The organism is Endozoicomonas gorgoniicola (assembly GCF_025562715.2).
Taxonomy (GTDB): Bacteria; Pseudomonadota; Gammaproteobacteria; order Pseudomonadales; family Endozoicomonadaceae; genus Endozoicomonas_A; species Endozoicomonas_A gorgoniicola.
The window spans coordinates 3,580,682-3,607,419 of the sequence record NZ_JAPFCC010000001.1 but is presented as its reverse complement, the minus strand read 5'-3'; the positions used below and the strand labels follow the sequence as shown (position 1 = coordinate 3,607,419).

At 48.9% G+C, this 26,738-nt stretch carries 14 protein-coding genes and 2 pseudogenes; 12 read left to right on the top strand and 4 right to left on the bottom strand.

The window, feature by feature from the left end; genetic code table 11:
* Window positions 1–25 precede the first annotated feature (25 nt).
* The 3 genes from NX722_RS16525 (at window position 26) to glgX (ending at window position 7,062) form a co-directional block, all read left to right on the top strand.
* On the top strand, window positions 26–2,494 hold the full coding sequence (locus NX722_RS16525) for a glycogen/starch/alpha-glucan phosphorylase (RefSeq protein WP_262563930.1): 2,469 nt from the start codon (window positions 26–28) through the stop codon (window positions 2,492–2,494).
* Window positions 2,495–2,570: 76 nt separating this feature from the next.
* The gene (gene glgB, locus NX722_RS16520) at window positions 2,571–4,832 is read left to right on the top strand and encodes a 1,4-alpha-glucan branching protein GlgB (RefSeq protein ID WP_262563929.1); all 2,262 of its coding nucleotides are present in this window, start codon (window positions 2,571–2,573) and stop codon (window positions 4,830–4,832) included.
* A gap of 55 nt (window positions 4,833–4,887) precedes the next feature.
* The gene (gene glgX, locus NX722_RS16515; protein ID WP_262563928.1) at window positions 4,888–7,062 is read left to right on the top strand and encodes a glycogen debranching protein GlgX; all 2,175 of its coding nucleotides are present in this window, start codon (window positions 4,888–4,890) and stop codon (window positions 7,060–7,062) included.
* Window positions 7,063–7,478: 416 nt separating this feature from the next.
* Here glgX and NX722_RS16510 read toward each other — a convergent pair.
* Window positions 7,479–8,825, bottom strand: a pseudogene (locus tag NX722_RS16510) (IS1182 family transposase); the annotation flags it as partial.
* 41 nt (window positions 8,826–8,866) lie between these two features.
* Between NX722_RS16510 and pgm the strand changes: the two are divergent.
* The 4 genes from pgm (at window position 8,867) to glgB (NX722_RS16490) (ending at window position 15,793) form a co-directional block, all read left to right on the top strand.
* Window positions 8,867–10,555: a phosphoglucomutase (alpha-D-glucose-1,6-bisphosphate-dependent) gene (gene pgm / locus NX722_RS16505; protein WP_262563927.1), complete on the top strand. Its 1,689-nt coding sequence runs from the start codon at window positions 8,867–8,869 to the stop codon at window positions 10,553–10,555.
* Window positions 10,556–10,762: 207 nt separating this feature from the next.
* Entirely contained in the window at window positions 10,763–11,986 is a 1,224-nt protein-coding gene (glgC, locus tag NX722_RS16500) for a glucose-1-phosphate adenylyltransferase (protein WP_262563926.1), read from the top strand.
* A complete protein-coding gene (glgA, locus tag NX722_RS16495; RefSeq protein ID WP_262563925.1) occupies window positions 11,976–13,436 on the top strand; it encodes a glycogen synthase GlgA in 1,461 nt (486 codons plus the stop codon). The genes glgC and glgA overlap by 11 nt, the downstream gene beginning before the upstream one ends.
* A gap of 158 nt (window positions 13,437–13,594) precedes the next feature.
* Complete coding sequence (glgB, locus tag NX722_RS16490) at window positions 13,595–15,793, top strand: 1,4-alpha-glucan branching protein GlgB (RefSeq protein WP_262563924.1); 2,199 nt, start codon at window positions 13,595–13,597, stop codon at window positions 15,791–15,793.
* A gap of 734 nt (window positions 15,794–16,527) precedes the next feature.
* Here glgB (NX722_RS16490) and NX722_RS16485 read toward each other — a convergent pair.
* Window positions 16,528–16,935 (bottom strand): annotated as a pseudogene (locus NX722_RS16485) (PrkA family serine protein kinase); the annotation flags it as partial.
* Between the two features lie 394 nt (window positions 16,936–17,329).
* Here NX722_RS16485 and NX722_RS16480 point away from each other — a divergent pair.
* Window positions 17,330–19,750 carry a hypothetical protein gene (locus NX722_RS16480; protein WP_262563923.1) on the top strand — a complete coding sequence of 807 codons (2,421 nt, stop codon included), beginning with the start codon at window positions 17,330–17,332 and terminating at the stop codon, window positions 19,748–19,750.
* 99 nt (window positions 19,751–19,849) lie between these two features.
* Here the strand turns inward: NX722_RS16480 and NX722_RS16475 are convergent, their stop codons facing one another.
* Complete coding sequence (locus NX722_RS16475) at window positions 19,850–20,659, bottom strand: lysophospholipid acyltransferase family protein (protein WP_262563922.1); 810 nt, start codon at window positions 20,657–20,659, stop codon at window positions 19,850–19,852.
* A gap of 303 nt (window positions 20,660–20,962) precedes the next feature.
* On the opposite strand from NX722_RS16475, the gene NX722_RS16470 reads away from it, so the two are divergent.
* The 4 genes from NX722_RS16470 (at window position 20,963) to NX722_RS16455 (ending at window position 25,472) form a co-directional block, all read left to right on the top strand.
* On the top strand, window positions 20,963–21,748 hold the full coding sequence (locus NX722_RS16470) for a sulfite exporter TauE/SafE family protein (protein WP_262563921.1): 786 nt from the start codon (window positions 20,963–20,965) through the stop codon (window positions 21,746–21,748).
* Window positions 21,749–21,824: 76 nt separating this feature from the next.
* A complete protein-coding gene (gene lgt, locus NX722_RS16465) occupies window positions 21,825–22,685 on the top strand; it encodes a prolipoprotein diacylglyceryl transferase (protein WP_262563920.1) in 861 nt (286 codons plus the stop codon).
* Complete coding sequence (locus NX722_RS16460; protein ID WP_262563919.1) at window positions 22,682–23,515, top strand: thymidylate synthase; 834 nt, start codon at window positions 22,682–22,684, stop codon at window positions 23,513–23,515. Before lgt ends, NX722_RS16460 begins: the two co-directional genes overlap by 4 nt.
* Before the next feature lie 457 nt (window positions 23,516–23,972).
* Complete coding sequence (locus NX722_RS16455; protein WP_262563918.1) at window positions 23,973–25,472, top strand: SET domain-containing protein; 1,500 nt, start codon at window positions 23,973–23,975, stop codon at window positions 25,470–25,472.
* A gap of 85 nt (window positions 25,473–25,557) precedes the next feature.
* Here NX722_RS16455 and NX722_RS16450 read toward each other — a convergent pair whose 3' ends face one another.
* Window positions 25,558–26,697, bottom strand: coding sequence for a M20 family metallopeptidase (locus tag NX722_RS16450; protein ID WP_262563917.1), 1,140 nt, complete (start codon window positions 26,695–26,697; stop codon window positions 25,558–25,560).
* Window positions 26,698–26,738 lie beyond the last annotated feature (41 nt).

Below are 26,738 nucleotides of genomic sequence, written 5' to 3'. Positions count from 1 at the left end.
TTTGAGAAACAGAGAGTGGGATGCCATGAGCGTAAACAAGACTGAGCAGTATGCTGCTAAAAAACTTGATTCCGAGCAGTTGGCCGAAAATATCAAGCGTCATTTGCAGCAATCACTGGGTGTTGACCAGGAAGAGGCAGGTCCCGCTGAATACTGGGAAGCACTGAGCCTGGTCGTTCGCGAGCTGGGTCTGGATTTAATTCGCAAAACCCGACACAAAGAGCGTGATGAAAAAGCACGTCGGGTTTACTACCTGTCTTTAGAGTTCCTCGTTGGCCGTTTGCTGGGGAACAACCTGCATAATCTGGGTATTTACCATCAGGCTGAAGAAGCCATGGCAAACCTCGGCGTCAACCTGACCGACGTTCTGGAACATGAAACCGATCCGGCTCTGGGTAATGGTGGCCTGGGTCGGCTGGCAGCCTGCTTTATGGATTCGCTGACGACTCTGGATTTGCCTGCCTTCGGTTATGGCATTAACTACCGTTTTGGTCTGTTCAAACAGGGCTTTGCTGGTGGCAAGCAGACAGAAAGCCCGGATGCCTGGAGGGAAGAGTCCTGCCCGTGGGGTATCGAGCGCCCTAAACGCAAACAACGGATAAAACTGTATGGTCGGGTAACAGAGCGGGCTGGCAAGGCAGCCTGGGAAGATACTCAGGAAATTCTGGGTATGCCCTGGGATGTGCCAGTAACCGGTTATGGTACCGATACGGTGAACACGCTGCGCCTGTGGGAGAGTCGTGCGGCAGAAGGTTTTGACCTGTCCAGTTTCGACGAAGGCCGTTATCACGAGTCCCGGTCTGGAGAGATTCAGGCTGAAAACGTTAGTCAGGTGTTGTATCCAAACGACAACCACCCAGCTGGTAAAGAGCTGCGTCTGATTCAACAGTATTTCTTTGTCGCCTGTTCCATTGCTGACCTGATTGCCCGTTATAAGCGTGAAAACGGTGACAACCTGGATGGCTTTGCTGAAAAAGTAGCCATTCAGTTGAACGACACTCACCCGGCGATTGCTGTGCCAGAGCTGATGCGCATCCTGATGGATGAGGAAGACATCGTTTTCACTAAGGCGCTGTCTATCTGTCGTGAGGTGTTCGCTTACACCAACCATACCCTGTTGCCGGAAGCGCTGGAAAAATGGCCGCAGAACCTGATTACTAAAGTACTGCCCCGCCACATGCAGATCATTCACATGATCAACTACCACTTCCTGCATACAGAAGTGGAAGCTCAGTGGCCGGGTGATAACAACATGAAACGTCGTCTGTCTATTATCGAGGAGCCTGAGCGTCCCGGAGGTCAGCAGATGGTTCGTATGGCGTACCTGTCTGTTGTGGGTAGCCATAAAGTCAATGGTGTGGCGGCGTTGCACTCCAGTCTGGTGAAAAGCTCACTGTTCCCGGAATTCAACGAAATGTGGCCGGACAAACTGGTGAACGTCACCAACGGGGTGACTCCTCGTCGCTGGGTGGATTACTGTAACCCGGAACTGGCCAGTCTGATTGATGAAACCATTGGCAAGGACGGTGAGGCCGACTGGCGCAAAGACCTGACCAGACTGGATGCTATCAATGCCTATGCCGATGACCCGGCATTCCAGAAGAAGTTTGCCGCCATCAAGCGCAACAACAAGGTTCGTTTTGCCGCAGTGGTGAAAGAGCTGTGCAATGTTGAAATCAGCCCGGATGCTATCTTTGATGTTCAGATCAAACGTCTGCATGAGTACAAGCGTCAGCAACTGAATCTGCTGCACATCATGGCTCTGTACCGTCGTCTGCTGGAAAATCCGGACCTGGATGTACCACAGCGTGTGTTTATTTTTGGTGCCAAGGCTGCGCCTGGTTATAAAGTGGCTAAAACCATTATACATGCCATTAACCGTGTTGCTGAGCGTGTAAACAACGATCGTCGTATTAAAGACAAGCTGAAGGTGGTTTTCCTGCCTAACTATCGCGTTAGCCTGGCTGAGAAAATTATCCCGGCGGCCGACGTGTCTGAGCAGATTTCTACTGCCGGTTTCGAGGCGTCTGGTACTGGTAATATGAAGTTTGCCCTGAACGGTGCCCTGACCGTGGGTACTCTGGATGGCGCTAACGTTGAGATTGCAGAAGAGGTCGGCGACGACAATATCTTTATCTTTGGTCTGACTGTAGAAGAAGTGGCTGAGCTGCGTCATCGTGGTTACAACCCCGAAGATGTCTACAACAGCAATGCAGAACTGAAAGCCGTTATTGACTGGCTGGCGTCTGGCGACCTGTGTCCTGAAGAACCCGATGCCTTCCGCCCGCTGGTGGATTCACTGCTGGGTGGGGATTACTTTCTGACACTGGTGGATTACCAGGCTTACAGCGACGCTCATGACAAGATTGTTGAGACCTGGAAGAAGCCCGAGCTGTGGTGGAAGACTGCCATAACCAACTCTGCCTCCATGGGTAAGTTCTCTTCTGACCGCTCCATTACGGATTACGCGAAAACCATCTGGAATATGGCGTAATTTCCCTTCTGAGGTTTGTAGGGTCTGACGACCCTGCAAACCTTGCTCCTTTCTCTCTTTCACTTCTGTTTCTGCCATGACAAATTCTATCGAGTCTCTGCTTGAGGACCTCAAGGATGGATGTTGTTCCCGGCCATTTGATTTATTGGGTATTCATGATGTGACTACCGGGCCTCCCGGCAGCCATTCCCCCGGAAAAGGGAAAGTGGTCAGGGTATGGAGACCCGATGCCCTGACGGTTCATCTGATTAACCTTGTCAGTGAAGAACGGGTTGGGGAAATGCGGCAGGTAGCCAGTGGTCTGTTTGAGTTGGGTCTGGATGCCAGCAGTCCACTGCGTTGTTATCGACTGGAAATCCAAAGTAAAGAACAACAGTCGTTTACCTTTATTGACCCATGGCAGTTTGGTGATCACGTATTCAATCCGGTGTTTGTTGAGCCCTATCGCTCTTATCGCTATATGGGCGCGCGGCTGGTGAATATTCCAGCAGTGCCCGGACCGGATGTTCTGGGTGTTATGTTCCGGATTTACGCACCCCATGCCCGCAGTGTGGCAGTTGTCGGCAGTTTTAATGGCTGGGATGCCCGGCTGCACCCTATGCAGGGGTGTGATGATGGGATCTGGCGACTGTTTATACCGCACGTAAGTGCCGGTGATCTGTATAAGTTCGAATTAAGAAATGCCGATGGAGAGCTGCTGCCCCATAAGTCAGACCCTTATGGTTTTTATGCGGAACAGTCACCCGGCAATGCCTCCATTGTGTACGACCAGAAGCGTTATCGCTGGCAGGATCAGGACTGGCAGCATCAGGGGCAACAGCATCAGCCCATGAGTATTTATGAGGTTCATCTGGGGTCATGGCGCAGAGAGCAGGCGTTTGATGATGGCTCTTCTGGTGGTTCTGGTAGTGAAGGGCGCGAAGGGCGCTGGCTGACTTATCGGGAGTTGGCTAACGAACTGATTCCTTATGTGGTTGAACAAGGGTTTACACATATAGAGCTACTGCCGCCTATGGAGCATCCCTTCACGGGTTCCTGGGGGTATCAGCCAGTAGGTTTGTATGCGCCAACCAGCCGGTTTGGTTCGCCGGATGACTTTAAGGCTCTGATTGATCGTTGTCACCAGAGTGGACTTGGCGTGATTCTGGACTGGGTGCCTGCACACTTTCCCTCGGACCCACACGGTCTGGGGCGTTTTGATGGTACGCCTTTGTATGAATACGCTGATCAACGACGAGGCTGGCACCCCGACTGGCAGACGCATATATACGACTATGGTAAACCAGCGGTGCGTGATTTCCTGATCAGTAATGCCCTGTTCTGGCTGGACTGTTTTCATATTGATGGCCTGCGGGTCGATGCCGTGGCCTCTATGCTTTATCTCGATTACTCCCGGTCAGAAGGTGAATGGGAGCCGAACATCCATGGCGGCAATGAGCACCTGGAGGCTGTAGATTTTCTTAAACGACTGAATGAAACCATTTATGGGCATTATCCTGAGGCTGTCACCATTGCCGAAGAGTCTACCAGCTGGCCGGGTGTTTCAATGCCGACATACGAAAATGGTCTGGGGTTTGGCTACAAGTGGAATATGGGCTGGATGCACGACTCGCTGGAGTATATGAAGCATGAGCCTCAGTACCGGCGTTATCACCATGGGGAACTGATGTTCAGCATGGAATATCACTACTCTGAACATTTTATTCTGCCACTGTCTCATGATGAAGTGGTGCATGGTAAAGGTACCCTGCTGGGGAAAATGCCTGGAGACGACTGGCGTCGTTTTGCCAGTTTGCGGGCTTACTACGGTTTTATGTTTGCCCATCCCGGTAAGAAACTGCTGTTTATGGGCGCAGAAATCGGCAGCCTGACGGAGTGGAACCATGATGGTCAGCTGGACTGGCCGTTGTTAGCTGAAAAGAGTGAACGGGGCAATTACAGTCGGGGCTTGCAGCAGTTAGTCAGGGATTTGAACAGGTTGTATCGCAAGTACCCGGCCTTGTATCAGTCGGACTATGACGCCTGGGGATTCTGCTGGGTTATTGGCGATGATACTGAACAGAGTGTCTATGCTTTTCTTCGTCGGGGAGGGAGTCAGCCCCCCATTCTGGTGGTCTGTAACTTTACTCCCGAAGTTCGTCATCACTACCGGATTGGTGTACCGAATGTGGATCCCTGGTATGAACTGATTAATACCGATGGTTCCTGTTATGGTGGCAGTGGTGTGATTAATGCCGGTAGTTTATCGACAGAGTTTGTCGAAGCTCATGGTTATGAACAATCCTTGGTGTTAACGTTACCACCTCTGGGGACAGTTTTCTTAATGCCTGATTATTGATATGCAGATAGTAAATTGTCTGCCCGTGCACTTTTTTGGCTCTGTACCTTTTACAATGACTGAAAAAAACAAACTTCTTCCAAACGCAGCGGGTCAAAACACCGCTGTGAGTTATGAGACGGCTCCCGGACGTCCGGAGTTGCAGGGAGCAACTTTGATGAAACAGGGTGAACAGAGTCTTTTAACGGCTTCTGCAGAACAGGCTGACGGCGTTAATTTTGCGGTGTATGCGCCTGAGGCTCAGGGGGTCGTGCTCTGCCTTTTCAACCAGGAAAATCAGGAGACTCGCTTAGCGATGCTGCCTTCAGCCATGGGAGTATGGCATCTGTTCGTTGCCAGTATCGGCGCTGGTCAGCGCTATGGCTATCGGGCTGATGGGCAGTGGCATCCGGATCTCAGCCCCCGCTTTAACAATCGTAAGTTTCTGCTTGATCCTTACAGTCGTGAAATCAGGGGAGAAGTCAGCTGGCATCCGGCACTGTTTGATTATTCTATCTCCAAATCAACCGGTGTCTGGAAAATCAGTGAGATAGACAGCGCCGGTGTTATGCCAAGAAGTGTGGTCAGGGAGCGTGAGTTTGACTGGCAGCAGGTGAGCAAGCCGGGCACCAGCCGCACCGATAGTATTATCTATGAGCTGCACGTCAAAGGTTTTTCCATACAGAATAAAGCCATTCCCGAACATCTCCGTGGTACTTACCTGGGTTTAAGTCATCCAGCGTCTGTCGCTTATCTGCAACAGCTGGGGGTGACGGCAGTTGAGTTGTTGCCTGTAACTTCCCGGGTCAGTGAAGAGCGTCTGGATAACATGGGGTTGAGCAATTACTGGGGTTATAACCCGCTTTGTCTAATGGCACCGGAACCTTCACTGGCGGTTGATGACCCGGTTACCGAGATGAAAACCATGGTCAGGGAGCTGCACCGTGCCGGCATTGAAGTGATTATGGATGTGGTCTTTAACCATACCTGTGAGAGTGGTCACGGTGGCCCGAGCCTTAGTCTGCGGGGGTTGAGTGAACGGGATTACTATCTCGTTGACGAGACCATAGACGGCCGTGGTCATAAAAAGATCGACAGCGCCAACTATACCGGCTGTGGCAATACCATGAACTTTAATTGTCCGCAGACTCTGAAGCTGACCATGGATGCCCTGCGTAGCTGGGTCGAAGAATACCAGATTGATGGTTTCCGTTTTGATCTGGCACCGACCATGGCCCGGCAGGGACGGGTCTTTCGCGGTGACAGCGCCTTCTTTCAGGCCATTTATCAGGACCCGGTGCTGTCACAGTGCAAGATGATTGCAGAGCCCTGGGATATTGGCCCTGAAGGTTACCGCCTGGCAGGCTTCCCCCGTGAATGGCAAGAGTGGAATGACCGTTACCGTGATGGCATTCGCTCGTTCTGGCGCGGCGACGATCAGCGTGTTGCAGATATTGGCTGGCGGATGGTGGGGTCTGTGGATATCTTTGGCCATCATCGACCCATCGGTAGTATTAATTACATTTGCAGTCACGACGGGTTCACGCTGAATGACCTGGTGTCGTATGAACAACGACATAATCTTGCCAATGGTGAGCATAATCGTGATGGCGATGCCCACAATTACTCCTGCAACTATGGTGTGGAAGGGCATACGACACATTCACCGGTTCTGGCCAGACGACAGCGGGCAAAGCGTAATATGCTGGCTACTTTGATGCTGTCCAGAGGCACGCCAATGCTTATGGCGGGGGACGAGTTTGGCAACACTCAGGATGGCAATAACAATGCCTACTGTCAGGATTCGGAACTGTCATGGCTTGACTGGTCCTGGCAGGAGGATGAATCGGCCTGGATGGCAAAAGACCTGCAGGCTTTTACCGCCGGTCTGATTGCGCTGCGTAAAAAACACCCGTTGCTGCAGGGTGATGGTGGTAGAAAAAATATCTGCTGGATGGATCGACGGGGTGCGCAGTTAGATGAACATCAGCTTGGGCAGGTTGAAGGCGGCTGTCTTGTCCTGAAAATAATGGCATCAGAATCAGACCCGAACGCAGGGGCGTTGTACATTCTGATGAATAACGAAAAAGTTAATCGTCGGTTTATTTTTACTAACCGACATAGTCAGAATTACTGGTTCACCCTTATGGACACCGCCGGGGCTGAACCATTCACTCAGGAAGTGTTGTTAACCCGAGGTTGGCACCTTGTGGAAGGGCATAGTCTGGTGATTATTGAGGAAAGAGGTTAGCTTTGGTAAGTCATTGAAATTGTTTCATATAAGCTGGCGTTTGGTAAGTGTCTTCCGCTATAATTTGAGGTAATAACCGTTGGTGAATTTGCTGGGTATAAAGAGTATTTTATACATCAGCCGCCGTATATTACAGGTGACTCATAACACCTCAACGAATGCACCGCTGGCTTCATTTTTATTGATTATCAATAGGAACCTCTCATGCATCCGCTAGGAGCCTGTCGGACTTGTAACAAGTCCAGAAAAGAAGGCGGCATCATAACCCTGCTGCCTGTTTAAGCTACTGTGCAAGCTGTTCTCACAACCGCCACTCTTACCCGTAAATAGTAAAACATCGCCCAAAAAGCTCTGTATGCAGCCAGAAGTTGAATCATAAATAACCAATTTTCAATGTCCGCCATCGCCATGGCAAACATTTTCTTCAGATTGAAGCCTGTGCAGAGCAGATCCCATTCAGCAGACACCTCTGCAAAGCCTCGAACCAGAAATTGGCGATACCCCATCACTTCTTTCTGTATTCCAAAGGTTGGTTCAATCGTACTTTTCCGCAAGGCATAAACAGCCCGACCTTCTTTTGTCTGCAGCCGCCAACGCATCAGGTCTAATGCTGTTACATCGTCGCCTTCCGGCATAGGATCATCAGGTTTAAAGCGCTCCATCAAAGGTTTATTGTGGGCATCACGCTTCTCTGCGATATACGCAGTTGCGCCATAGTTATCCACAGCTGACACATTACTCTCACTGAAGTAGCCTGTGTCTGCCAGGATCGCTTCGGGCTTGCCAAGTTCGTCTTCACGAGTTGCCAGTTCTTCAAGGGCTGGCTCTACCTGCTGTTTGTCGTTTGTTGCCTGAGTAATGTGTTTTTCTACGATCAGTCCGCTTTCAACATCAACTGCAGCCTGCGCATTATAAGCTTGTTCATAACTGCCGCCTGATGTTGGCATGATGCGGGAATCACGATCTGTCAGATTGACCTGGTCTTTGTCTCTTGGGTCTGCCTCTGGGGCTTTGGGTTCTCTACCCCTCGGCTTTTTTCCAGACTCCCTGATCGCTTCCCTGCGAGCCACTTTTTCCTCATATTCTTCCAGCTCGTATTGGTATCGCTCCTCAGCGCGACGCTCTATTTCTGCTTTTGCTTCGGCAATAACAGCAAGGCGATCTTCCCTACGCTTGAGCTCCTCTGGAATAGAAAGCTCTTCAGGCTGCTCTTCTGCATCGGCTTTCTCTGCCATTTTCAGGAGCTCATCCACCTCAGACTTGAGCTGTTTTTCCAGCTTGCAGGCATACTCGTAGCTGAGGGCTTTGTGTTTGCTGGCATTCGCTTTCATTTTGGTGCCATCCAGACTGATGGTTCCCATTTTTAACCACTGGGCTTCTTTAGCGATCATTAGAATCTGGGTAAACAGGTTGCTGATTTCCTTGCGAAACCGCTTCCGGAAAGCATTAATACTGTCATGATCTGGGTGTTCATTGGCACAGATATAGCGGAAAGCAATAGAGTCGTGAGTAGCCTTCTCCAGCTTTCGGCTGGAAAAGACACCTGTCGCATAGCCATAAAATAACAGCGAGAGCATGAGCGATGGATGCCAGGCTTTGGAACCTCTACCGCTGTAGGACTTGATGAACGGATCAAGATCGAGCTGCTCGACGACCTCTACAACAAAACGGGCGAGATGACGTTCCGGCAAATAATCATCGACACTGGCGGGAAACATGTCTGGAATACTGCGGTCAACGGGTCTGAAAGTCCATCTCTTCATTTGTCAGAGGTTGCTTGCTTGAAAAGTGATTATTGGCAATTATGCCAGATTTTTGCTCTAAGTCCGACAGGCTCCTAGCAGGCAAAATTGCTACAGACGATATTCTGGCCAACATTCCACGACTGGTCAGTGACTATTACACCATCAGTCCTGACCCAGCGGTTTCAGCCCAGCGCGTGCAATTCGGAACTTCTGGTCACCGTGGAACCTCTTCCCGGGCGACTTTCAATGAAGCTCACATTCTGGCCGTAAGCCAGGCGATCTGCGAATACCGCAGGGACCAGGGCATTACCGGTCCAATGTTTGTTGGCATGGACACGCACGCCCTGTCTGAACCAGCATTGATCAGTGCTGTGGAAGTGTTTGCTGCCAACCAGGTGGATGTGCGTATCCATGAAGGTCGTGGTTACACGCCGACCCCGGTTATTTCCCATGCCATTGTCAGTTTTAATCGTGACAATAATCAAAACAATGATCGAAACAAGAACCTTCAGGCTGACGGCGTTGTTATCACCCCGTCGCACAATCCGCCAGAAGACGGTGGCTTCAAATATAACCCTCCACACGGTGGTCCCGCAGGCACAGACGTTACCAACTGGGTACAGGATCGCGCCAACGAGCTGATTGCACTGGGACTGAAAGGTGTTAAGCGTCTGACGTTTACTGACGCCCTGGCATCGGATTATGTGACCGAATACGACTACGTTACGCCGTATGTTAACGATCTGGAAAATGTCGTGGATATGGAAGCGATCCGCAAAGCCGGTCTGAAAATCGGCGTAGACCCTCTGGGTGGTTCCGGCCTGTACTTCTGGGAGCCTATTGCTGAGCGTTATGGTCTGGACATTGAGCTGGTAAGCCGCAAAGTCGACCCGACATTCTCATTCATGCATGTTGATAAAGACGGCAAGATTCGTATGGATTGCTCTTCTGCCTGTTCCATGGCGGGACTGATCAACATGAAAGACAGCTTCGACATTGCTTTTGGTAACGACCCTGACTTTGACCGTCACGGTATTGTTACCAGAACCCATGGCCTGCTGAATCCAAACCATTACCTTGCGGTTGCCATTGATTACCTGTATCGCCATCGTGAGGGCTGGCCGAAGTCTGCCCGTATTGGTAAGACACTGGTATCCAGCAGTATTATTGGCCGTGTTGCTGAAGGTCTGGAGCGTGAAGTCTGTGAAGTGCCGGTTGGTTTTAAATGGTTTGTGGACGGCCTGACCTCTGGCGACCTGGCCTTTGGTGGTGAAGAAAGTGCGGGCGCTGCGTTCCTGCGCCGTGATGGTACTACCTGGTGTACAGATAAAGACGGCTTTATTCTGGCTTTGCTGGCAGCAGAAATTACTGCGGTAACGGGTAAGAATCCGGGCGAGTTATACGACGAACTGACTGAAAAGTACGGTTCCCCAGTTTATGAACGTTTGCAGGCACCGGCAGACAATGAGCAGAAAAAAATTCTGTCAGGTTTGAGTCCGGATAAGGTTAGGGCAGAAACCCTTGCGGGCGACCCCATCACGGCCAAAATCACCCACGCCTCAGGAAACGGAGCGGCTATCGGCGGGCTTAAAGTGGAAACCGCTAATGGATGGTTTGCCGCCCGCCCTTCCGGAACCGAAGCCGTTTATAAAATTTACACGGAAAGCTTCATGGGCAAAGAGCATCTGAAGCAGATTCAGGAAGAAGCTCAGGCTATGGTGTCTGAGGTTTTCAGGAACGCTGAATAATAAAAAACCAATCAGAATTTAGTCATTGAATATTGAATTAGCCGGAAGGTTTTATTCCTGGCGACGCTCCCGCTTTGTGTCAACTCAGCGGGGGAAATGGAGCTTTGTTGGAGTAACAACACCTGAGCAATAACAGGTGATCGACAAAGGCATTAAGGAAGACGGCACGATAAATGAAGTATTTTTACTATGAGGGAGTAAGGTTTAGTGTCTTCAATTCTTTCTATGATTCTTGCCGGGGGTGAAGGGTCACGTCTGTCGCCATTGACCGGGTACCGTGCCAAGCCAGCCGTACCGTTTGTTGGCCAGTATCGTATCATTGACTTTGTGCTGAGTAACTTTGTTAACTCTGACCTGCACAAAATCTATGTACTGACCCAGTTTAAATCTCATTCGCTGAACAAGCATCTCCAGCGCTGCTGGAGGATTGCAGGTCTGTTTGACAAGTTTATTGATACCCTGCCAGCCCAGATGTGGACAGGTCAGGACTGGTATCAGGGTACTGCGGACGCGATTTTCCAGAACCTGCATCTGATTGAATCCCAGGACCCGGAGCAGGTGGTGATTTTTGGTGGCGATCATATCTATACCATGGATGTGCGCAAGATGGTCAACCTGCATGAAGAGTCTGACGCCGCTCTGACTGTTGCAGCAATTCCAGTGCCGGTGGAAGAAGCTTATCACTTTGGCATCATCGAAATTGACGAAACTGGTCGTATGATCGGTTTTGAAGAGAAGCCAAAGACCAATCCAAAAACGATTCCTGGTAACCCGAACTTTGTTCTGGCCTCCATGGGTAACTACATTTTCGAGCGAAAGTGCCTTGAACGTGTTCTGCGTGAAGACCACCTGAACGAAGAGTCCAGTCATGACTTTGGTAAGGACATCATTCCAAAGCTGTTCCCGAAAGAGAAGGTGATGGTTTACAACTTCGCGGAAAACGAAGTGCCGGGCAGTGACAAAACCGGTTACTGGCGCGATGTGGGTACGCTGGACGCTTACTGGGAGGCCAATATGGACTTGCTGTCTGAAAACCCGCCGATTGAGCTGCACAACCTGAAATGGCCAATCAATACGTATGTACCGCCTTACCCACCGGCACTGATCGCTTTCGATCGTAATGTGCGGGAAGGGCATATTAATAATTCCATGATTGGTACCGGCTGTATCGTCAACGATGTATTCATGGATCAGTCTGTAGTCGGTTATAACGTTGAAATCGATGATCACTCTCATATCTCTGATTCTGTGATCCTGCCAAATGTGAAGATTGGCGCAGGCTGCGAAATCCGCAAGGCCATTATCGACAAGCGCGCTGAGATTGCTCCCGGCACGAAAATTGGCGTGAACCTTGATGAAGATCGCAAACTGTTCAAGGTAACAGACAGCGGCATTGTTGTTATTCCAAGAGGTACCAAGGTTGGCTTCTGACCTGAACTTGAATCTCAACGTCGTTTTCGCAGTGTCTGAATTCGACGGAATCGTTAAAACCGGGGGGCTGGCCGATGCGGCTGGCGCCCTGGCGCCGGTGATGGAAGCTGCCGGCCACCGGGTTAAGGTGATCATGCCCGCTTACCGCGCTGCGCTGAGCAAGGTGGAAACCGTGTCCATCGCAGGTGGCGGTGTACGCATGAATCATCATGAAACCCTGTGGTTCGGGATTCGTCATGGTCAGTTCCGTGGTACTGACGTGTACTTTATTGAGTACGATGAATTCTTTGACCGTGGTGGTATCTACGGCGAAGGCGGTCAGGGTTATCACGACAACAGTCGTCGTTTTGCTTTTTTCAGCAAGGCGGTTCTGGAAACCTGCCGCATCCTTGATTTCAAGCCGGATGTCGTTCATTGCCATGACTGGCAGGCAGCGTTGTTGCCTTACTATCTGAGAGTGGATGAGTGCAGCAATCCTTTCTTTGTCGATACCCGGTCACTGCTGACAATTCACAATGCGGCTTATCAGCAGAAAACCGATGTTTCTCAAATCGACAGTCTGGGTATTGCCTGGCGCTACTTCAATCCGGCCTGTTTTGAAGACTTTGGCATGATCAATATTCTCAAAGGCGGAATTGCTTTTGCGGACAAGATTAATACGGTCAGTCCTCAGTATGCCAGAGAGCTGTTGACGCCCCTGGGCTCTCACGGCCTGATGGACAGCTTTAAACGCCGGGAAACGGATTTGTCCGGTATTTTGAATGGCTGCGATTACACACAGTGGAACCCTGAAACCGATACGCTGATTCCGGCACGTTTTTCCCGGGCTGACCGTACCGGTAAGACAGAATGTAAAACGGCACTGCAACAACGTATGGGTTTGCCGGTGAATCATCATAAGCCGGTTTACGGACTGGTCAGCCGTCTGGCGGGGCAGAAAGGTTTTGATTACCTGATTCCAGCCCTGTGGCGATTTCTGCACAATGATGTGCAGTTGGTCCTGCTGGGTTCTGGCGAACCGCATACGGCAGCTGCCCTGGAGGAACTGGCTCAGGCATTTCCAGACAAATGTCGTTTTTATAATGGGTTTGAGAATCAGCTGGCACACTGGATTGAGGCTGGCTCTGACTTTTTTCTGATGCCATCACTGTTTGAGCCATGTGGGCTTAACCAGATATACAGTCTGAAATACGGCACCCTGCCGATTGTCAGACGCGTAGGGGGACTGAGTGATACGGTGGCAGGGTTTGCTGAACACAATGAAAAGGGAACCGGCTTTGTGTTCAACAGTACTGATCCACAGGAACTCTTTGACTGTCTGCAAACGTCTTTGCATGTTTATTATCAGCATGAGCTGTTCAGTCAGTTACAAGATAATGCCATGAGCAAGCGCTTTACCTGGGAACAGGCCGCTGATGCGTATTGCTCGGTGTATCGCTCTCTTCGATGATAATTCGGTGACAATGCACGACTGCCATCCGGACTCCTTAACTGAGGTGACTACGCTGCATTTCCAGTCCATGACTGTTTAACAGGAAAATCCTGCCTTTGGGGAACCCGGTGTTCGGGTTTCCCAATGTCAGTGGAATGACGAGGATAATTTATCCAATGAATATTGCTGTTCAATCGACAATACCTGCCGCAGAGCAGGAACTGGGGCAAGTGCTTTGTGCTTGCCCTTTCTCTTGTCTGGGCCTGCATAAAGCGACAGATCATAAAGGCCTGGTGCTACGGGTATGGCGTCCGGATGCTGACGCTATTGCGATTATCGAGCAGCCTTCCGGTAAAATGCTGGGTAACATGCAGCGTTTTGAATCGGGTTTGTTTGAGTTGCATTTGCCACGCCGTCGCAAGCTGTTCAATTATGAACTGAGCATTACCGGGGAAGGCGGACACACTTTCCGGGTGTATGACCCCTACCAGTTTGGTCAATACACTCTGCGTGAAGAGCATGTGGATTACGATGCGCTGCATCGTCATCAGGGGGCTCACCTGATGACCCATGCCCTGAACACCAGACGTCAGGTGAAAGGTGTTTTGTTCCGTGTTTATGCACCGAACGCCCGCTCTGTCAGCCTGGTGGGAAGTTTCAACAACTGGGATGGCCGTTTGCATCCCATGGCCAGTGCTGATGATGGTGTCTGGCGTCTGTTTGTTCCGGGTTTGACGGCCGGGGATCTCTATAAGTATGAGATTCATGATAAAGATGGCAACAAGCTGCCATTAAAGGCTGATCCGTTTGGTACTTATTCTGAACAGTGGCCCGGCCTTTCTTCTATTGTCCACGATGACAGCAGATATCAGTGGAAAGACAGTCAGTGGATGGGTCAGCGTGGTGAATTGTACGACAAGCCTCTGTCTGTTTATGAAGTTCATGCGGGTTCCTGGCGTCGTAAAGACGGCAATATCATTATGAACTACCGGGAGCTGGCAAAAGAGCTGGTGCCGTATGTTAAAAAAATGGGCTTTACCCATATTGAGCTGATGCCGGTCAGCGAGCACCCTCTGTATGAATCCTGGGGTTATCAGCCCGTAGGCATGTTTTCTGTAACCAGCCGTTATGGCAGCCCGGACGACTTTAAGTTTTTTGTCGATCAGTGCCACAGGGCGGGCATTGGTATTATTCTGGACTGGGTGCCCGCACACTTCCCGAATGACGACCACGGTCTGGCGAAATTTGATGGTACTGAGTTATACGAGCATCCCGACCCCCGTCGTGGCTGGCATCCGGACTGGAAGACCTGCATCTATGATTTTGGCAAGCCTTTTGTTCAGGACTTCCTGATCAGCAGTGCACTGTACTGGCTGGAGGAATACCATATCGACGGTCTGCGGGTGGATGCTGTGGCGTCAATGCTGTATCTGGACTATTCCCGTAATGAGGGTGAATGGGAACCGAACCGTAATGGTGGTAATGAGAACCTTGAAGCAATTCATTTCCTGAAGCGTTTTAATAAGACAGTTTACGAACGTTGCCCAACGGCGATGACCATTGCTGAAGAGTCCACCAGTTATCCCGGCGTATCCAAACCACTGTACGACGACGGTTTAGGCTTTGGTTACAAGTGGAATATGGGCTGGATGCATGATTCCCTGGAATACATGAAGCAGGAACCGGTTCATCGTCCGTATCACCATAACCAGATAACCTTCAGTACGGTTTATGCCTGGAGTGAGAACTTTGTGTTGTCGCTTTCCCACGACGAAGTGGTGTATGGCAAAGGTACCCTGCTGACCCGTATGCCGGGTGATGACTGGCAGAAGTTTGCTAACCTGCGGACTTACCTGTCCTTTATGTGGACGCATCCGGGCAAGAAATTGCTGTTTATGGGTTGTGAGCTGGGCAGCTGGAACGAGTGGAACCATCATCAGTCACTGGACTGGCACCTTGTAGATGACAAAGACAGTCCACATAGTGGTGTTCAGAAGTTGGTACAGACCCTGAACAAACTCTATAAGTCTGAGCCTTCGCTGCATGAAAGGGACCTTTGCAGTAACGGTTTCCAGTGGCTGGTACAGGACGATTATCAGCAGAGTGTACTGGCTTATGTACGTTTCTGTAACGATGGTCATCCCGTTGTTGTCATCAACAACCTGACACCTGTCGTCCGTCATGATTATTGTGTAGGCGTTCCGGCCGCGGGTGAGTATAAGCTGTTGTTAAACTCTGATGATCAGGGCTTTGGGGGCAGCGGTGTGTCTGCGGGTAATAAGTTTATGACTGAAGAGAGTGGAGCCCATGGGCAGGCGCAGAGCCTGAAGCTGACGCTGCCGCCTCTGGCGACTGTCATGCTTAAGCTGAAGTAATGGCTTATACAGGTTGGTATTAGTACATTTCGCTTATGCCAGCCTGTACCCCTGGTCGTTTACTGGAATTTTTTGGGTGATCGTTGCTTCAGTCATTGTTGAGTACCTGTCACAGGTAGAAAATAATAAATAAATCAAGATGTAATGCAAGTTATGCCTGGTTCTTCAGTATCTTCTGAAAGTGAATCGTCTAATGCTTGAAAATGGTCTGCTGGTGAATCAAAGCGCGACCCCTTATCCGACCTCAATATTCTTGAACTATGAATAATAGCCTGTGGAGAGAACTTCAAAATATCAGCTAATTCACTGGGTTTTTCAATTGTGTTCTCTGTGTCATAGGGAGTGCAACGTTCTTTTATCTTTGGATGGTACTCAAAAACATTGGTCAGGTTTAAAGCGTGAACTACCGCATCATGATGGGTTAATATGTTCCCCATGCTTTTTAAGAACTCTCGGGAAAAAATATTGCCATAAACTGGAATGAAATGAATTTTTTTAACAGCTTCTCTTACTTCAGCCAACCTTTCCTGAGATGAAAATGCCCAGTACTGGCCTAATGCCTTTCGAGCACAGCGGAGTTCTGAATTAAGAGCATCTATTGAATAGGGGGTGCCGTCATAAATTTTGTCTGAGTTCGATTTTATCAAATCGTGAAAAATATAACTATTTAACTGTTCATAGAAAGTTTTTTCCGATGAAATCAGGTAGCAGTCAGAAAACAAATCCATTCTTTTTTTCATTGAACTCAATGGTACGTTTTCAATCAGCTGCTTGAGCTTTTCGGCCAGTGAGGACTTACCACCGCCCACCGGACCCAGCAGATAGAGAATCTGCTTCTTCTCTTCCAGCCCCTGGGCTGCGTGTTTGAAGTAGGAAACAATCTGCTCTATGGCTTCTTCCATGCCATAGAATTCCTGAAACGTCGGGTAACGCTTGATGAGTTTATTGGAAAAAATCCGGCTGAGTCTCGGGTCCCGGGCCGTGTCGATGACTTCTGGCTCGCCGATGGCCTCCAGCATTCGCTCTGCCGCATTGGCGTATGCCCCGGGGTCCACCTTGCAAAGGTCGAGATACTCCTGGAGGCTCATCTCTTCCTGCTGAGTGGATTCGAACCGTTGCTGATAGTGCTTAAATATAGACATTTTTTATTGGCTCCCCCGCCTGGCCTCTAGTGAACCTTTCGGCGTACTACTTTTATTTATGCTGGTTATTTTGTTCTGTCAGTGCGCATTTATTATTGCAGGGACCGAGCGACAGTGGGTATGTATTGAATCCCTGTATCTCACTTTATAGAGATTGTAGGTACAAATGTCTATAGGTTTTGTTGGCTATTGTCAGCCGATTTGATGCAGGACAGGAAAGGAAAAAATGACTGAATACGTTTTCAGTTTTTGACCAGAGTAGAAATAATTCCGATCAACTGAATATTGGCACTCTATAATTACGGCTCTTTAAAACATGGACGATGCTCTCTATTAACAACCTATTAACAACTTCCTGTTAATAACTTCTGCTGCCGCTCAGGAGAGATGTTTAATGAAAAGTAAAGTGCTTTGTTCCTTTCTGTTTTTGCCTGTCCTTGCCCTGATTTGTTTGTTTTATGTTCAGCTTGTATTTGCATCACTGTATGACCGGTTTGAATACACAAAACATAAGACCACTGTGAAGATGGTATTGAAACGAACTACTCAAAATAGGGTTGACGAGCTGCCTGAGCCTGGAGAACTTGTGGTTCAGTGGTTTACCCCTGTTGAACAACAAATAGATGAACAACAAATAGATGAACAGCAAGCAGGTGAACAAGAAACGGAGTCAGAAAATACCTCAGGGGTCAGTCTCAGGTTATGTTTCAACCGGGTGAGCAATTTATCCACTATGCGTTCCCCGCTGAACATTAAACTCCGGGGCGGTGGTGATGAGCATAGCCTCAGATACGAAGGGGTTGGCAATAACAAAGCGTTTGTATTTTTGCAATCAAAGGACGACAGCGGTTCTGCGCATCTCGATTATAATTCGGGAGACTGGTACTACGATGCCTCATGCTCTGTATTCACCAATACGATCACTGGCCCCAACCGGGTATCTATCACTCGACAGAACGACCATTTAACAAAGTATTTATCGAAGAATAAGCTCATTCCTTACGAGAAACCGGCATATGATAAAAAATCTGGTGACCTGCTTGCCACCGGAGGATCATTCAGTCATCACGATGACAAGGGTGATTTTTATAAACGTCCCGGTGGAAACAGGGGGCTGGTCGTCTATGAATGGTTGTTAAAGGTGCCTGATATCTTAATGACGATGACCGGGGGAACAAACATTCACGAGGCGGAACCCGTTATCTATCTGGTAGTCTGGTACGATGCATGGCGAAACATCGAAATACCAATTCCTGCTCATCTCTTCTCCACCATGCAGCTATATAACCACCATCGTGATCCGGCAGTGCTTGGCGCTATCGGCAGTCAGCCTCAGCAGACTCCTCAGCAAACTTACGAACAATTTATGAGGCAAAATCCCGGTTTGAATTTCCGGTACCGCTATGAGGATTTACCTCTGAGCCTTAAAGAACTGAACCGTATCGAATTACTTCCCGGATTACCTCCTGCTCCCATTGGGCGCCCCGGAGGCACAAAGCAGAATCAGGAGCCGCAGTCTCAAAACACCGGGGCTGAAGGAACGACAGGTAACCGTTCTACCAACCCTGTTTCTGTAACACAATCTCAGGATGAAACGGATAAGAGAAATGATGGAAATAATGGGGAAAAAGGTGGAGGAGGTGGTGAGCCTGACGGAAGTCTGTGCAGCGTCTGTGGTCATCCAAAGCAAACGAATAAGTTGATCTGTCAAAACTGCAACAGTGTTGATAATAACCCGCAGGGAGGAGGGCTTGATGTGCAATTTGTTGCACTTCTGCAGCCATTGTCCGTTCGTTTAAATGAATTACCTTCGAACAAGCTAAGCACTATTGCAACTATCGCCAGTCTTGCTAATCAATATACCGAACAGAATAACTTTGAACGACTGGTAAACATTCTGGCAAACTGCTCTGCAACTAAAAGAGGCACTGTGCTGAAGACAGTCAACAATCTTCTTTCATCAAATAAAATAGCAGGAAAAGCAGGGGCGGCTAAATACATTGCAGAAATAACAGAAATTTATGAAAAAAGTGCTGACACTCCTGAAAATGATGAGGTTGCCAGACTCTATCAACAAGCAGAACAGCAGGCGTTCAGTCAGGCACGAGGGGAGGAACGGGCGGAACGAGTAAGAAATGAGTTTATGCAGCAGTTAGATGTTTTCGTTAAGCCTCTGGAAACACCGTGGTTTGAAGATCAAACTCAAAGATCCGGCAGAAACACTTATGACATTCGAAGTACTGGTATTAGACTGGCTACCCCCGATGGAGCCAGACCCCACTCTTCCCATACCAGTGGAGGTCTTCAGGTAAAGACTGGAACATATCATGGCATGAGCTTTCAGCAACTGACAGCAGCGTTCAGCGATTCGTTTTTGAACCGGGATTTCACGGAAGGTCAACGTCAGGAACTGATGGGGTATGGCAGGATTGGTATCGAATTCTCTTTAAGTCATGAGTTACTTAAGTCTGCCTACCCTGACAATACAGGCAGTGGCTTGCTGACATCAATTTACTTTCTCCCGGATGAATCCGGGACGCACCTTGAACACCGAGTCTTTAATGAATTCAATCAGTATGACAATCACCCGGATAATCGAGACATGGATTATCATATAAAAGTCACCATAACCAATGAGGCTGAAGGGCGTGCCGCTAACATGCTGATGAGGTGCATTAATCACGGGAAGAAAGAGCTTCCGGGCCGAGTGGGTTCAGGGCTTACTGTTGAACGGCTGATTGAATATGGGCTGATATCGATCGAAGGCAATCAGGAGGTATTTAACAAAATACTGGATATGATTTTGCCAAAATAGATAATTCTCATCCGGAAACTTTTAAACCTGAGCCTGTCATCAATCAGGCTCAGGTTTATGTTGTGGCAGGAGTCTACACCACCTTTGTGTGAACAGCCTTTATGATGGTTTTCTGATCTTTTTTTTCAGATTGAACCGGTCGTAATGCCATATCCATAACTCTGGATGGTTTCTGATCACGGCTTCCATTTTGTGTATCAGTTGCTGCAGGTTGTGTTGAACACTGTCTTTGCGATTGCCTTTCAGTTCAATGTCAAATCGTTCGAACCAGAGTTGCCATTCACTATTCTCTGCCAGGGTGCAGTAATGGAACAGAATAGGGGTTTTGCTCAGTATCGCCGTATAGATGCCACTGGCTGGGGCAGAAGTTTCATGACCAAAGAACGTCACCGGCATTTCCCTGGCACGCATATCGCTGTAAAGAAAGACGGCGTATTTTTGTTTAATGGCCTGAATTACGGCTGTCGGGTTGCCCCGCTGAATAAACTGGATGCCTGCGCGCTGCAGGGCAGAGCGCCCCAGGCTGTTCAGCCACGGGCTTTGCTTACCAGCACCAATAACGGTTTTAGTGTGAATGCCCGCCCGGGTCAGTGCCATGGTTCCCAGGTCAGGTGGTCCCGTATGCAGCGATATGATAATAACACCCCGGTCTTCAGCAACCGCTTCCTGAACAGTGGGCAGGTCATGCAACTGATAGCAGGTGTGTTTTAAACGGGGAAGCGACAGTACATAGTTAAGGCTGTGACGGGCGGATGCTCTGGCTATCTGATGGCTGCGCCGGGGTTCCATATCAGGCATGGCCAGTTTGATGGAGGCTCTGGCGATGTGTCCTTTTTGCCGATCCAGCAACCATGCGCCGAGTTGACACACACCGTTCCAGAACACGTCAGGCAGGTATGAGAGAACCATAATGGTTCTCTCTGCAGCGACTTTTTTCCAACTTGAAACCATATTTTTGTATTAATTAATGCGCATTTTCAGAGTTAAAAAGTGTAGGATATCCTCACCAGAAGACATAACTCCGTGAAACAATAACGGTGTAATAAAGGTAACCCCTGTGAAGAGATAAAGGTTATAGAAAAACGTTTTTAGCCGATAATAGACTGATTAAGTTGAATTTTTTGAACTTTCCGGCTTATCTAAAGTTCACTATTGTGCGGGTTGCCCGAATAAGCCAGTCAGGTGCCCGAATAAGCCAGTCAGGATAGTTGCATGGTATTTTTGTCTTATTTAATTTTGGGGGCATTAGCTGGCACGCTGGCTGGGCTGTTTGGTATTGGCGGTGGTCTTATTATTGTTCCGGTTCTGGTTTTCAGCTTTGAAATTCAGGGGCTTCCATCAGAAATTCTGACCCACCTTGCAGTGGGTACTTCACTGGCGACCATTGTTGTAACATCCCTTAGCTCGATTCGTGCGCACCATGCCAAGGGGGCTGTGCGCTGGTCGATTTTTCTTCTGATGACCATCGGTATTCTGCTGGGGGCATGGTTTGGGGTTTATACCGCCATACAGATGTCTGGTGCAGTGTTGCAGAAGGCAATAGGCATATTCGCCATCCTTATTGCCATCAAAATGTGGATAGGCTTCAAAGCCAGAGATGGCAGTCATCTCCCATCGCGTCCCACGTTTGTCAGCGCCGGCATTTTTATTGGCTGGGCTTCCAGTATCTTCGGGATTGGCGGAGGCACGCTGTCCGTTCCTTTTCTGCGCAAATGCAACCTTCAGATGCCTGAAGCGGTGGGAACCTCGGCTGCCTGCGGTTTACCCATTGCTCTGATGGGGGCTCTGGCCAATATGTTTATGGGTCAGGGTAACGACCTGCTTCCGGCCATGACAACAGGTTATGTTTACTGGCCTGCTTTTCTGGGCATTGTTCTGACCAGCATGTTGTTTGCCCGTTATGGTGCCAGGCTGGCGCATCACCTGTCGGCAGAGGTTCTGCAAAAACTGTTTGCTGTTTTTCTTTTGCTGGTAGGAACAGAATTTCTTATTCTTTGAGGCAGATATACTTGGCATCCGGTATTCTGTAAGCTTTCGCTTTTTTTAACTACCCATCAGAGAACTGGAATCGCCCGTGATCCCTTACCCAGATATCGACCCCGTCCTGTTCAGTCTTGGTCCGTTAAGCATTCGCTGGTATGGACTGATGTACCTTGTTGGTTTTGCCGGAGCCTGGTGGCTGGGTATTTATCGAGCCAGAAAGTCTAACGGTCTGTGGAGTGAAGAGCAGATCGGTGACATGGTGTTCTATGGCGCAGTGGGCGTGATTCTTGGTGGACGCTTTGGTTATGTGGTGTTTTACAATTTTGACCACTTCCTGAGAGACCCTCTCTGGCTGTTCCGGGTGTGGGAAGGCGGTATGTCATTTCACGGTGGTTTGCTGGGGGTATTGCTGGCCATGTATCTGTTTGGCAGGAAGGAGGGCAAAAGCTTTTTTCAGATGACCGACTTTATCGCTCCCATGGTGCCTTTAGGTCTTGGTGCCGGACGCATCGGCAACTTTATAGGTGGTGAACTCTGGGGGCGTGTAAGTGATGTGCCATGGGCCATGGTATTTCCTTCCGACCCGTCCCATCTGCCAAGGCACCCATCCCAGCTGTACCAGTTTTTCATCGAAGGCGTTGTGCTGTTCTCTGTACTCTGGTGGTTTTCATCCAAGCCCCGTCCCAGAATGGCAGTGTCGGGTCTGTTCCTGATCATCTATGGTCTTGGGCGCTTTATGGTTGAATTTGTGCGTCAACCTGACGAGCAACTCGGTTTTATTGCGTTTGACTGGCTGACAATGGGGCAGTTGCTATCTACCCCAATGATCATTCTGGGTGTAGCATTTATGGTTATTGGTTATTCAAAATACCCTCTGGTAAATGGTCAGAACCAAGACGACCTGACCTGGCTGAAACAGCGCCCAGCGGCTAAAAACGGACTGAAGAAATGAAACAGTATCTGGACCTTCTGCGACATGTTAAAGAACATGGCACGTTCAAATCGGATCGTACCGGCACCGGCACCTACAGTGTGTTCGGATACCAGATGCGTTTTAACCTGGCGGATGGCTTTCCACTAATCACCACCAAGAAATGTCACCTGCGCTCCATTATTCATGAGTTGTTGTGGTTTTTGAAAGGCGATACCAATATTGGTTACCTGAAAGAAAACGGTGTTCGCATCTGGGACGAATGGGCAACGGAAACCGGAGACCTGGGTCCTGTGTACGGCAAACAGTGGCGCAGCTGGGAAGGCCCGAATGGTGAAGTGGTGGATCAGATTCAGTGGTTGCTGGATGAGATCAAAAAGAACCCGGACTCCCGCCGCCTGGTGATCAGCGCCTGGAACCCAACGGTTCTGCCGGATGTGAAACATTCACCGAAGGAAAATGCCGCCATGGGCAAACAGGCATTGCCACCCTGTCATTGTCTGTTCCAGTTCTATGTACTGGATGGCAAATTGTCCTGTCAGCTCTATCAGCGCAGTGCCGATATTTTTCTGGGCGTGCCATTTAACATTGCGTCTTATGCGTTGCTGACGATGATGATTGCCCAGGTATGCGGGCTGGAGCTGGGTGAGTTTGTACATACCTTCGGCGATGCGCATATCTATTCTAACCATCTGGAGCAGGTTGATGAGCAGCTGTCCCGGGAGCCTCTGCCGTTGCCAACCATGAAGCTGAACCCGATGATAAAGGATCTGTTTGAATTCACCATTGATGATATTGAGCTGGTGGATTATCAGGCGCATCCGCATATTAAGGCAGTCGTTTCGGTATAAGCGGCTTCGGTATAACCGCCCACCAACACCGGGCTTAAAAGGCTTTCAGCCCGGTGTTACTTGATTCAGTGAGAGGGTTTATAGTTAGCCACACTGACCATTCAGTTATTTTCCTGATGATAAATGAAATTTGCTGGCCATTTCATTGTCCATTCTTTATTCGTTTTAAAAGGAAAATATAGGGTCGGTTATGCAAATTTCCGGTACAGGGTGCCCATCGGGTTCTGTTAGCGAGGCTGCTGGTTTTAGTCAGGATAGCCACAATCTCGATAGCCGCAATCTCGATAGCCACAGTCAAGATCAAAATGGCAGACATGCAAGTAGCGTTGTTTTTGGTAAAGAAGTCCGTGCTTTGCTGACTGGTACGCCTGTGGAAAATTGCGGTACAAATAAGCATTCAGAACCCTCTCAAATTCAAACAAAGGTCCTGCCTTCTTGTATTCCAGTCCATACGCTCATGCAAAATGCAAAGGAACAGGAGCGCATCGCTACGGGCATAGAAATTCGGAACCTGCTGACCAGATCAAACACTCCGCTTACCCGAAGCCAGGCAGAGCCTCCACCTATAGATACTCCGGTCAGGGTAGAGCTGCCCGATGATACGGAAGACTCTTCCATCTCAAAAGCCCCGTTTGTATCCGCCAGAGGGTCAGAGATTGACGGTAAAGGCGCGTTTGCAGATAAAAGCTTTGAGGCTGGTGAAAAGGTGTGTGAATACACGGGGAAGATAGTTCTCTCACATCTTTGTAAACCACACCCTGAACATTTTTATGTTGTTGAAATTGAAGAAGAAGGCCTTGAACGAGACAATATTGATGAAAAAATTCGATATCTGGATAATGATACGTTCGTCGTATGGTCTGGCGTTGACCTTAAAGGCACACGAATGGAGTTTGGTATCAATGGCACTTCAACGATAAGGTATTTAAACCACTCTAAAGAACCCAATGTGGAATTGAAGATAGATTTTCAGGGCTCTACAGCAGTCTGGTCAGAAAAAGATAAAATAAAAGTTAACGTCATGGCCATCCGTAAAATAAACAGTGGAGAGGAGTTATGCTTTGATTACCTGTTTGGGAATAAAAAAAGAATAGACTTCAAAAAAAATCTCGTTATGAATGTTGATGATTTTAAAGGAGCAAGACATACCATCGAATCTATCTTACCCGTTGCTATTTTTGGTAAAAAAGGCTACGTCATTGAACAGGGGGTAAAGCGTAAACTCTGTGACTCTGATGAAGAACCTACAGAAAGTATCATTAAAAAAATACGGCAAACCGAAAAGAGTTCTGAAAAAGCCGGAGTACCAATCAAAGTCCTCAATGCCGCCACAAGAAAATCTTTCCATAAAAACATGCCTGAAGAAAAATGGAACCGTTACGGTGATTTCTGGAATTACATCAGCTCTGACGGAAACAGGGAGCTGGACATTACAAATGAAGAGATCTTAAAAGAGCTGATCGATGACATCAATAATGAGGGCGAAGAGCTGGAATACCGGCTGAAACTTCTACATACCACAGAGTACTTCTGGGTTTTGGATAATATGGTGGGTGACTGGAAAACCTGTATCAAACCAAAACTACAGGCAATAAAAAATACAGCGACAGCCGCAGGTGTTACTGAAGACCTTTGGGAGGCGAAAAAGTTATCAGAATTTCATGACAGGAAGGAACTCTCTGATAAAGTCTGGCGAATTTGTGCAAACCAGTGGAACCGTCTCAACGATAATGAACAAAGTCTGACTGATAGTGATCGTAAGGCGCTAAAAAAAATACAGGAACTTGTTTCAGAACAAAGTGAACTGAGTGGGGCGCTGAAAAATAAACTCAGGCATACAACCAATGTCTTATGGGCAAAAGCAGGATACTCAGTGGACTGGCAGCTTTATGCTTCCAGCACTAACCCCCAAACTACTGTGAGCCGCAGGAAAAGCAGCAAGAAGAAAAGAACGTGAGACAAGGTGGGCATCATGCCCACCTCACTGAGAGTCTGTTTTGACTATTTATTTTGACTATTTATTTTGACTATCGCCCTGCCTTTCACGCTTTTTCTGCAATATTGATAATTACATTGCGCAGCAGTTCCAGGCGCTTGGCAATGGAGCCCAGCACCATGAATTCATTGCGGCTGTGCATTGCACCGCCAATAGGCCCCAGACCGTCAACGGTAGGAATGCCCAGAGAGCCGGTCAGGTTTGCGTCAGAACCGCCTCCAACAGCCTGCCAGGTGATAGGCAGATCAATGTCCTTACCAGTTGCTTCGATCAGGGCCATCAGCTTTTCAGAGTCTTCGTTTGGCGTGAACGCAGGCTTGTAAGCTTTGCGGATCATATTGATGCTGATGCCTTCCAGAGACGGGTTAGCGACCATGTCGGCAATCTTCTGTTCCAGGGCAGCGTAGGCGTCGTTGTCCCAGAAACGGATGTCCAGGTCGGTAGAGGCAAAGTCAGGCACCACGTTGCTGCCAGTACCACCTTTAACCGTACCAAAGTTCAATGTGGTGCCGGTCTCGAAATTGGTTTCCTGATTCAGTGTGCTGATCCAGTGTGCCAGTTCAGTGATGGCAGAAACACCTTTTTCAGGCTCATTACCGGCGTGTGCTGCCTTACCGTTGAACTCGACAACGTAGTGAGCCATACCCTTACGAGCTTTAACCAGGGAGCCGTCGGCACGGGCTGCTTCAGCAACCAGAACACACTTGCTCTTTTTAGCGATAGCCTTGAGCCATTCACCGGAGAAAGTAGAACCGGTCTCTTCGTCCGGGTTCATAACGACAGCAATGTTCAGGCGATCCAGAACATCTTCCGGCAGGGAGCTTACCGCCAGGAACACGTTCAAAAGACCGGATTTCATATCGGCACAGCCCGGGCCATAGGCTTTTTCATCGTCATGGGTCAGGGACCATTCAGCCACAGTGCCTTCAGGGAAGACAGTATCCATGTGACCAATCAGCATAATGTCAAATTGCTCAGCCCCTGGCTTATTGGTGACCAGCAGACCCGGGCCTACCTGCTCGCCAAAGTCTTCGCGAGTTACCTGCCAGCCGATGTTTTCATACTTTTCAGTCATCATGTCAGCGATTCTGGCAACGCCTGCAGGCGTATTGGTACCGCAGTCAATGTTAACCAGCGGCTTAAGTGCTTCGAGATAAGCTTCAAGATTGAATTCTTTAGCAGTCATTCGGGTATAGCCCTTTTTGGAGTGAGTAACATGAGAAGGGT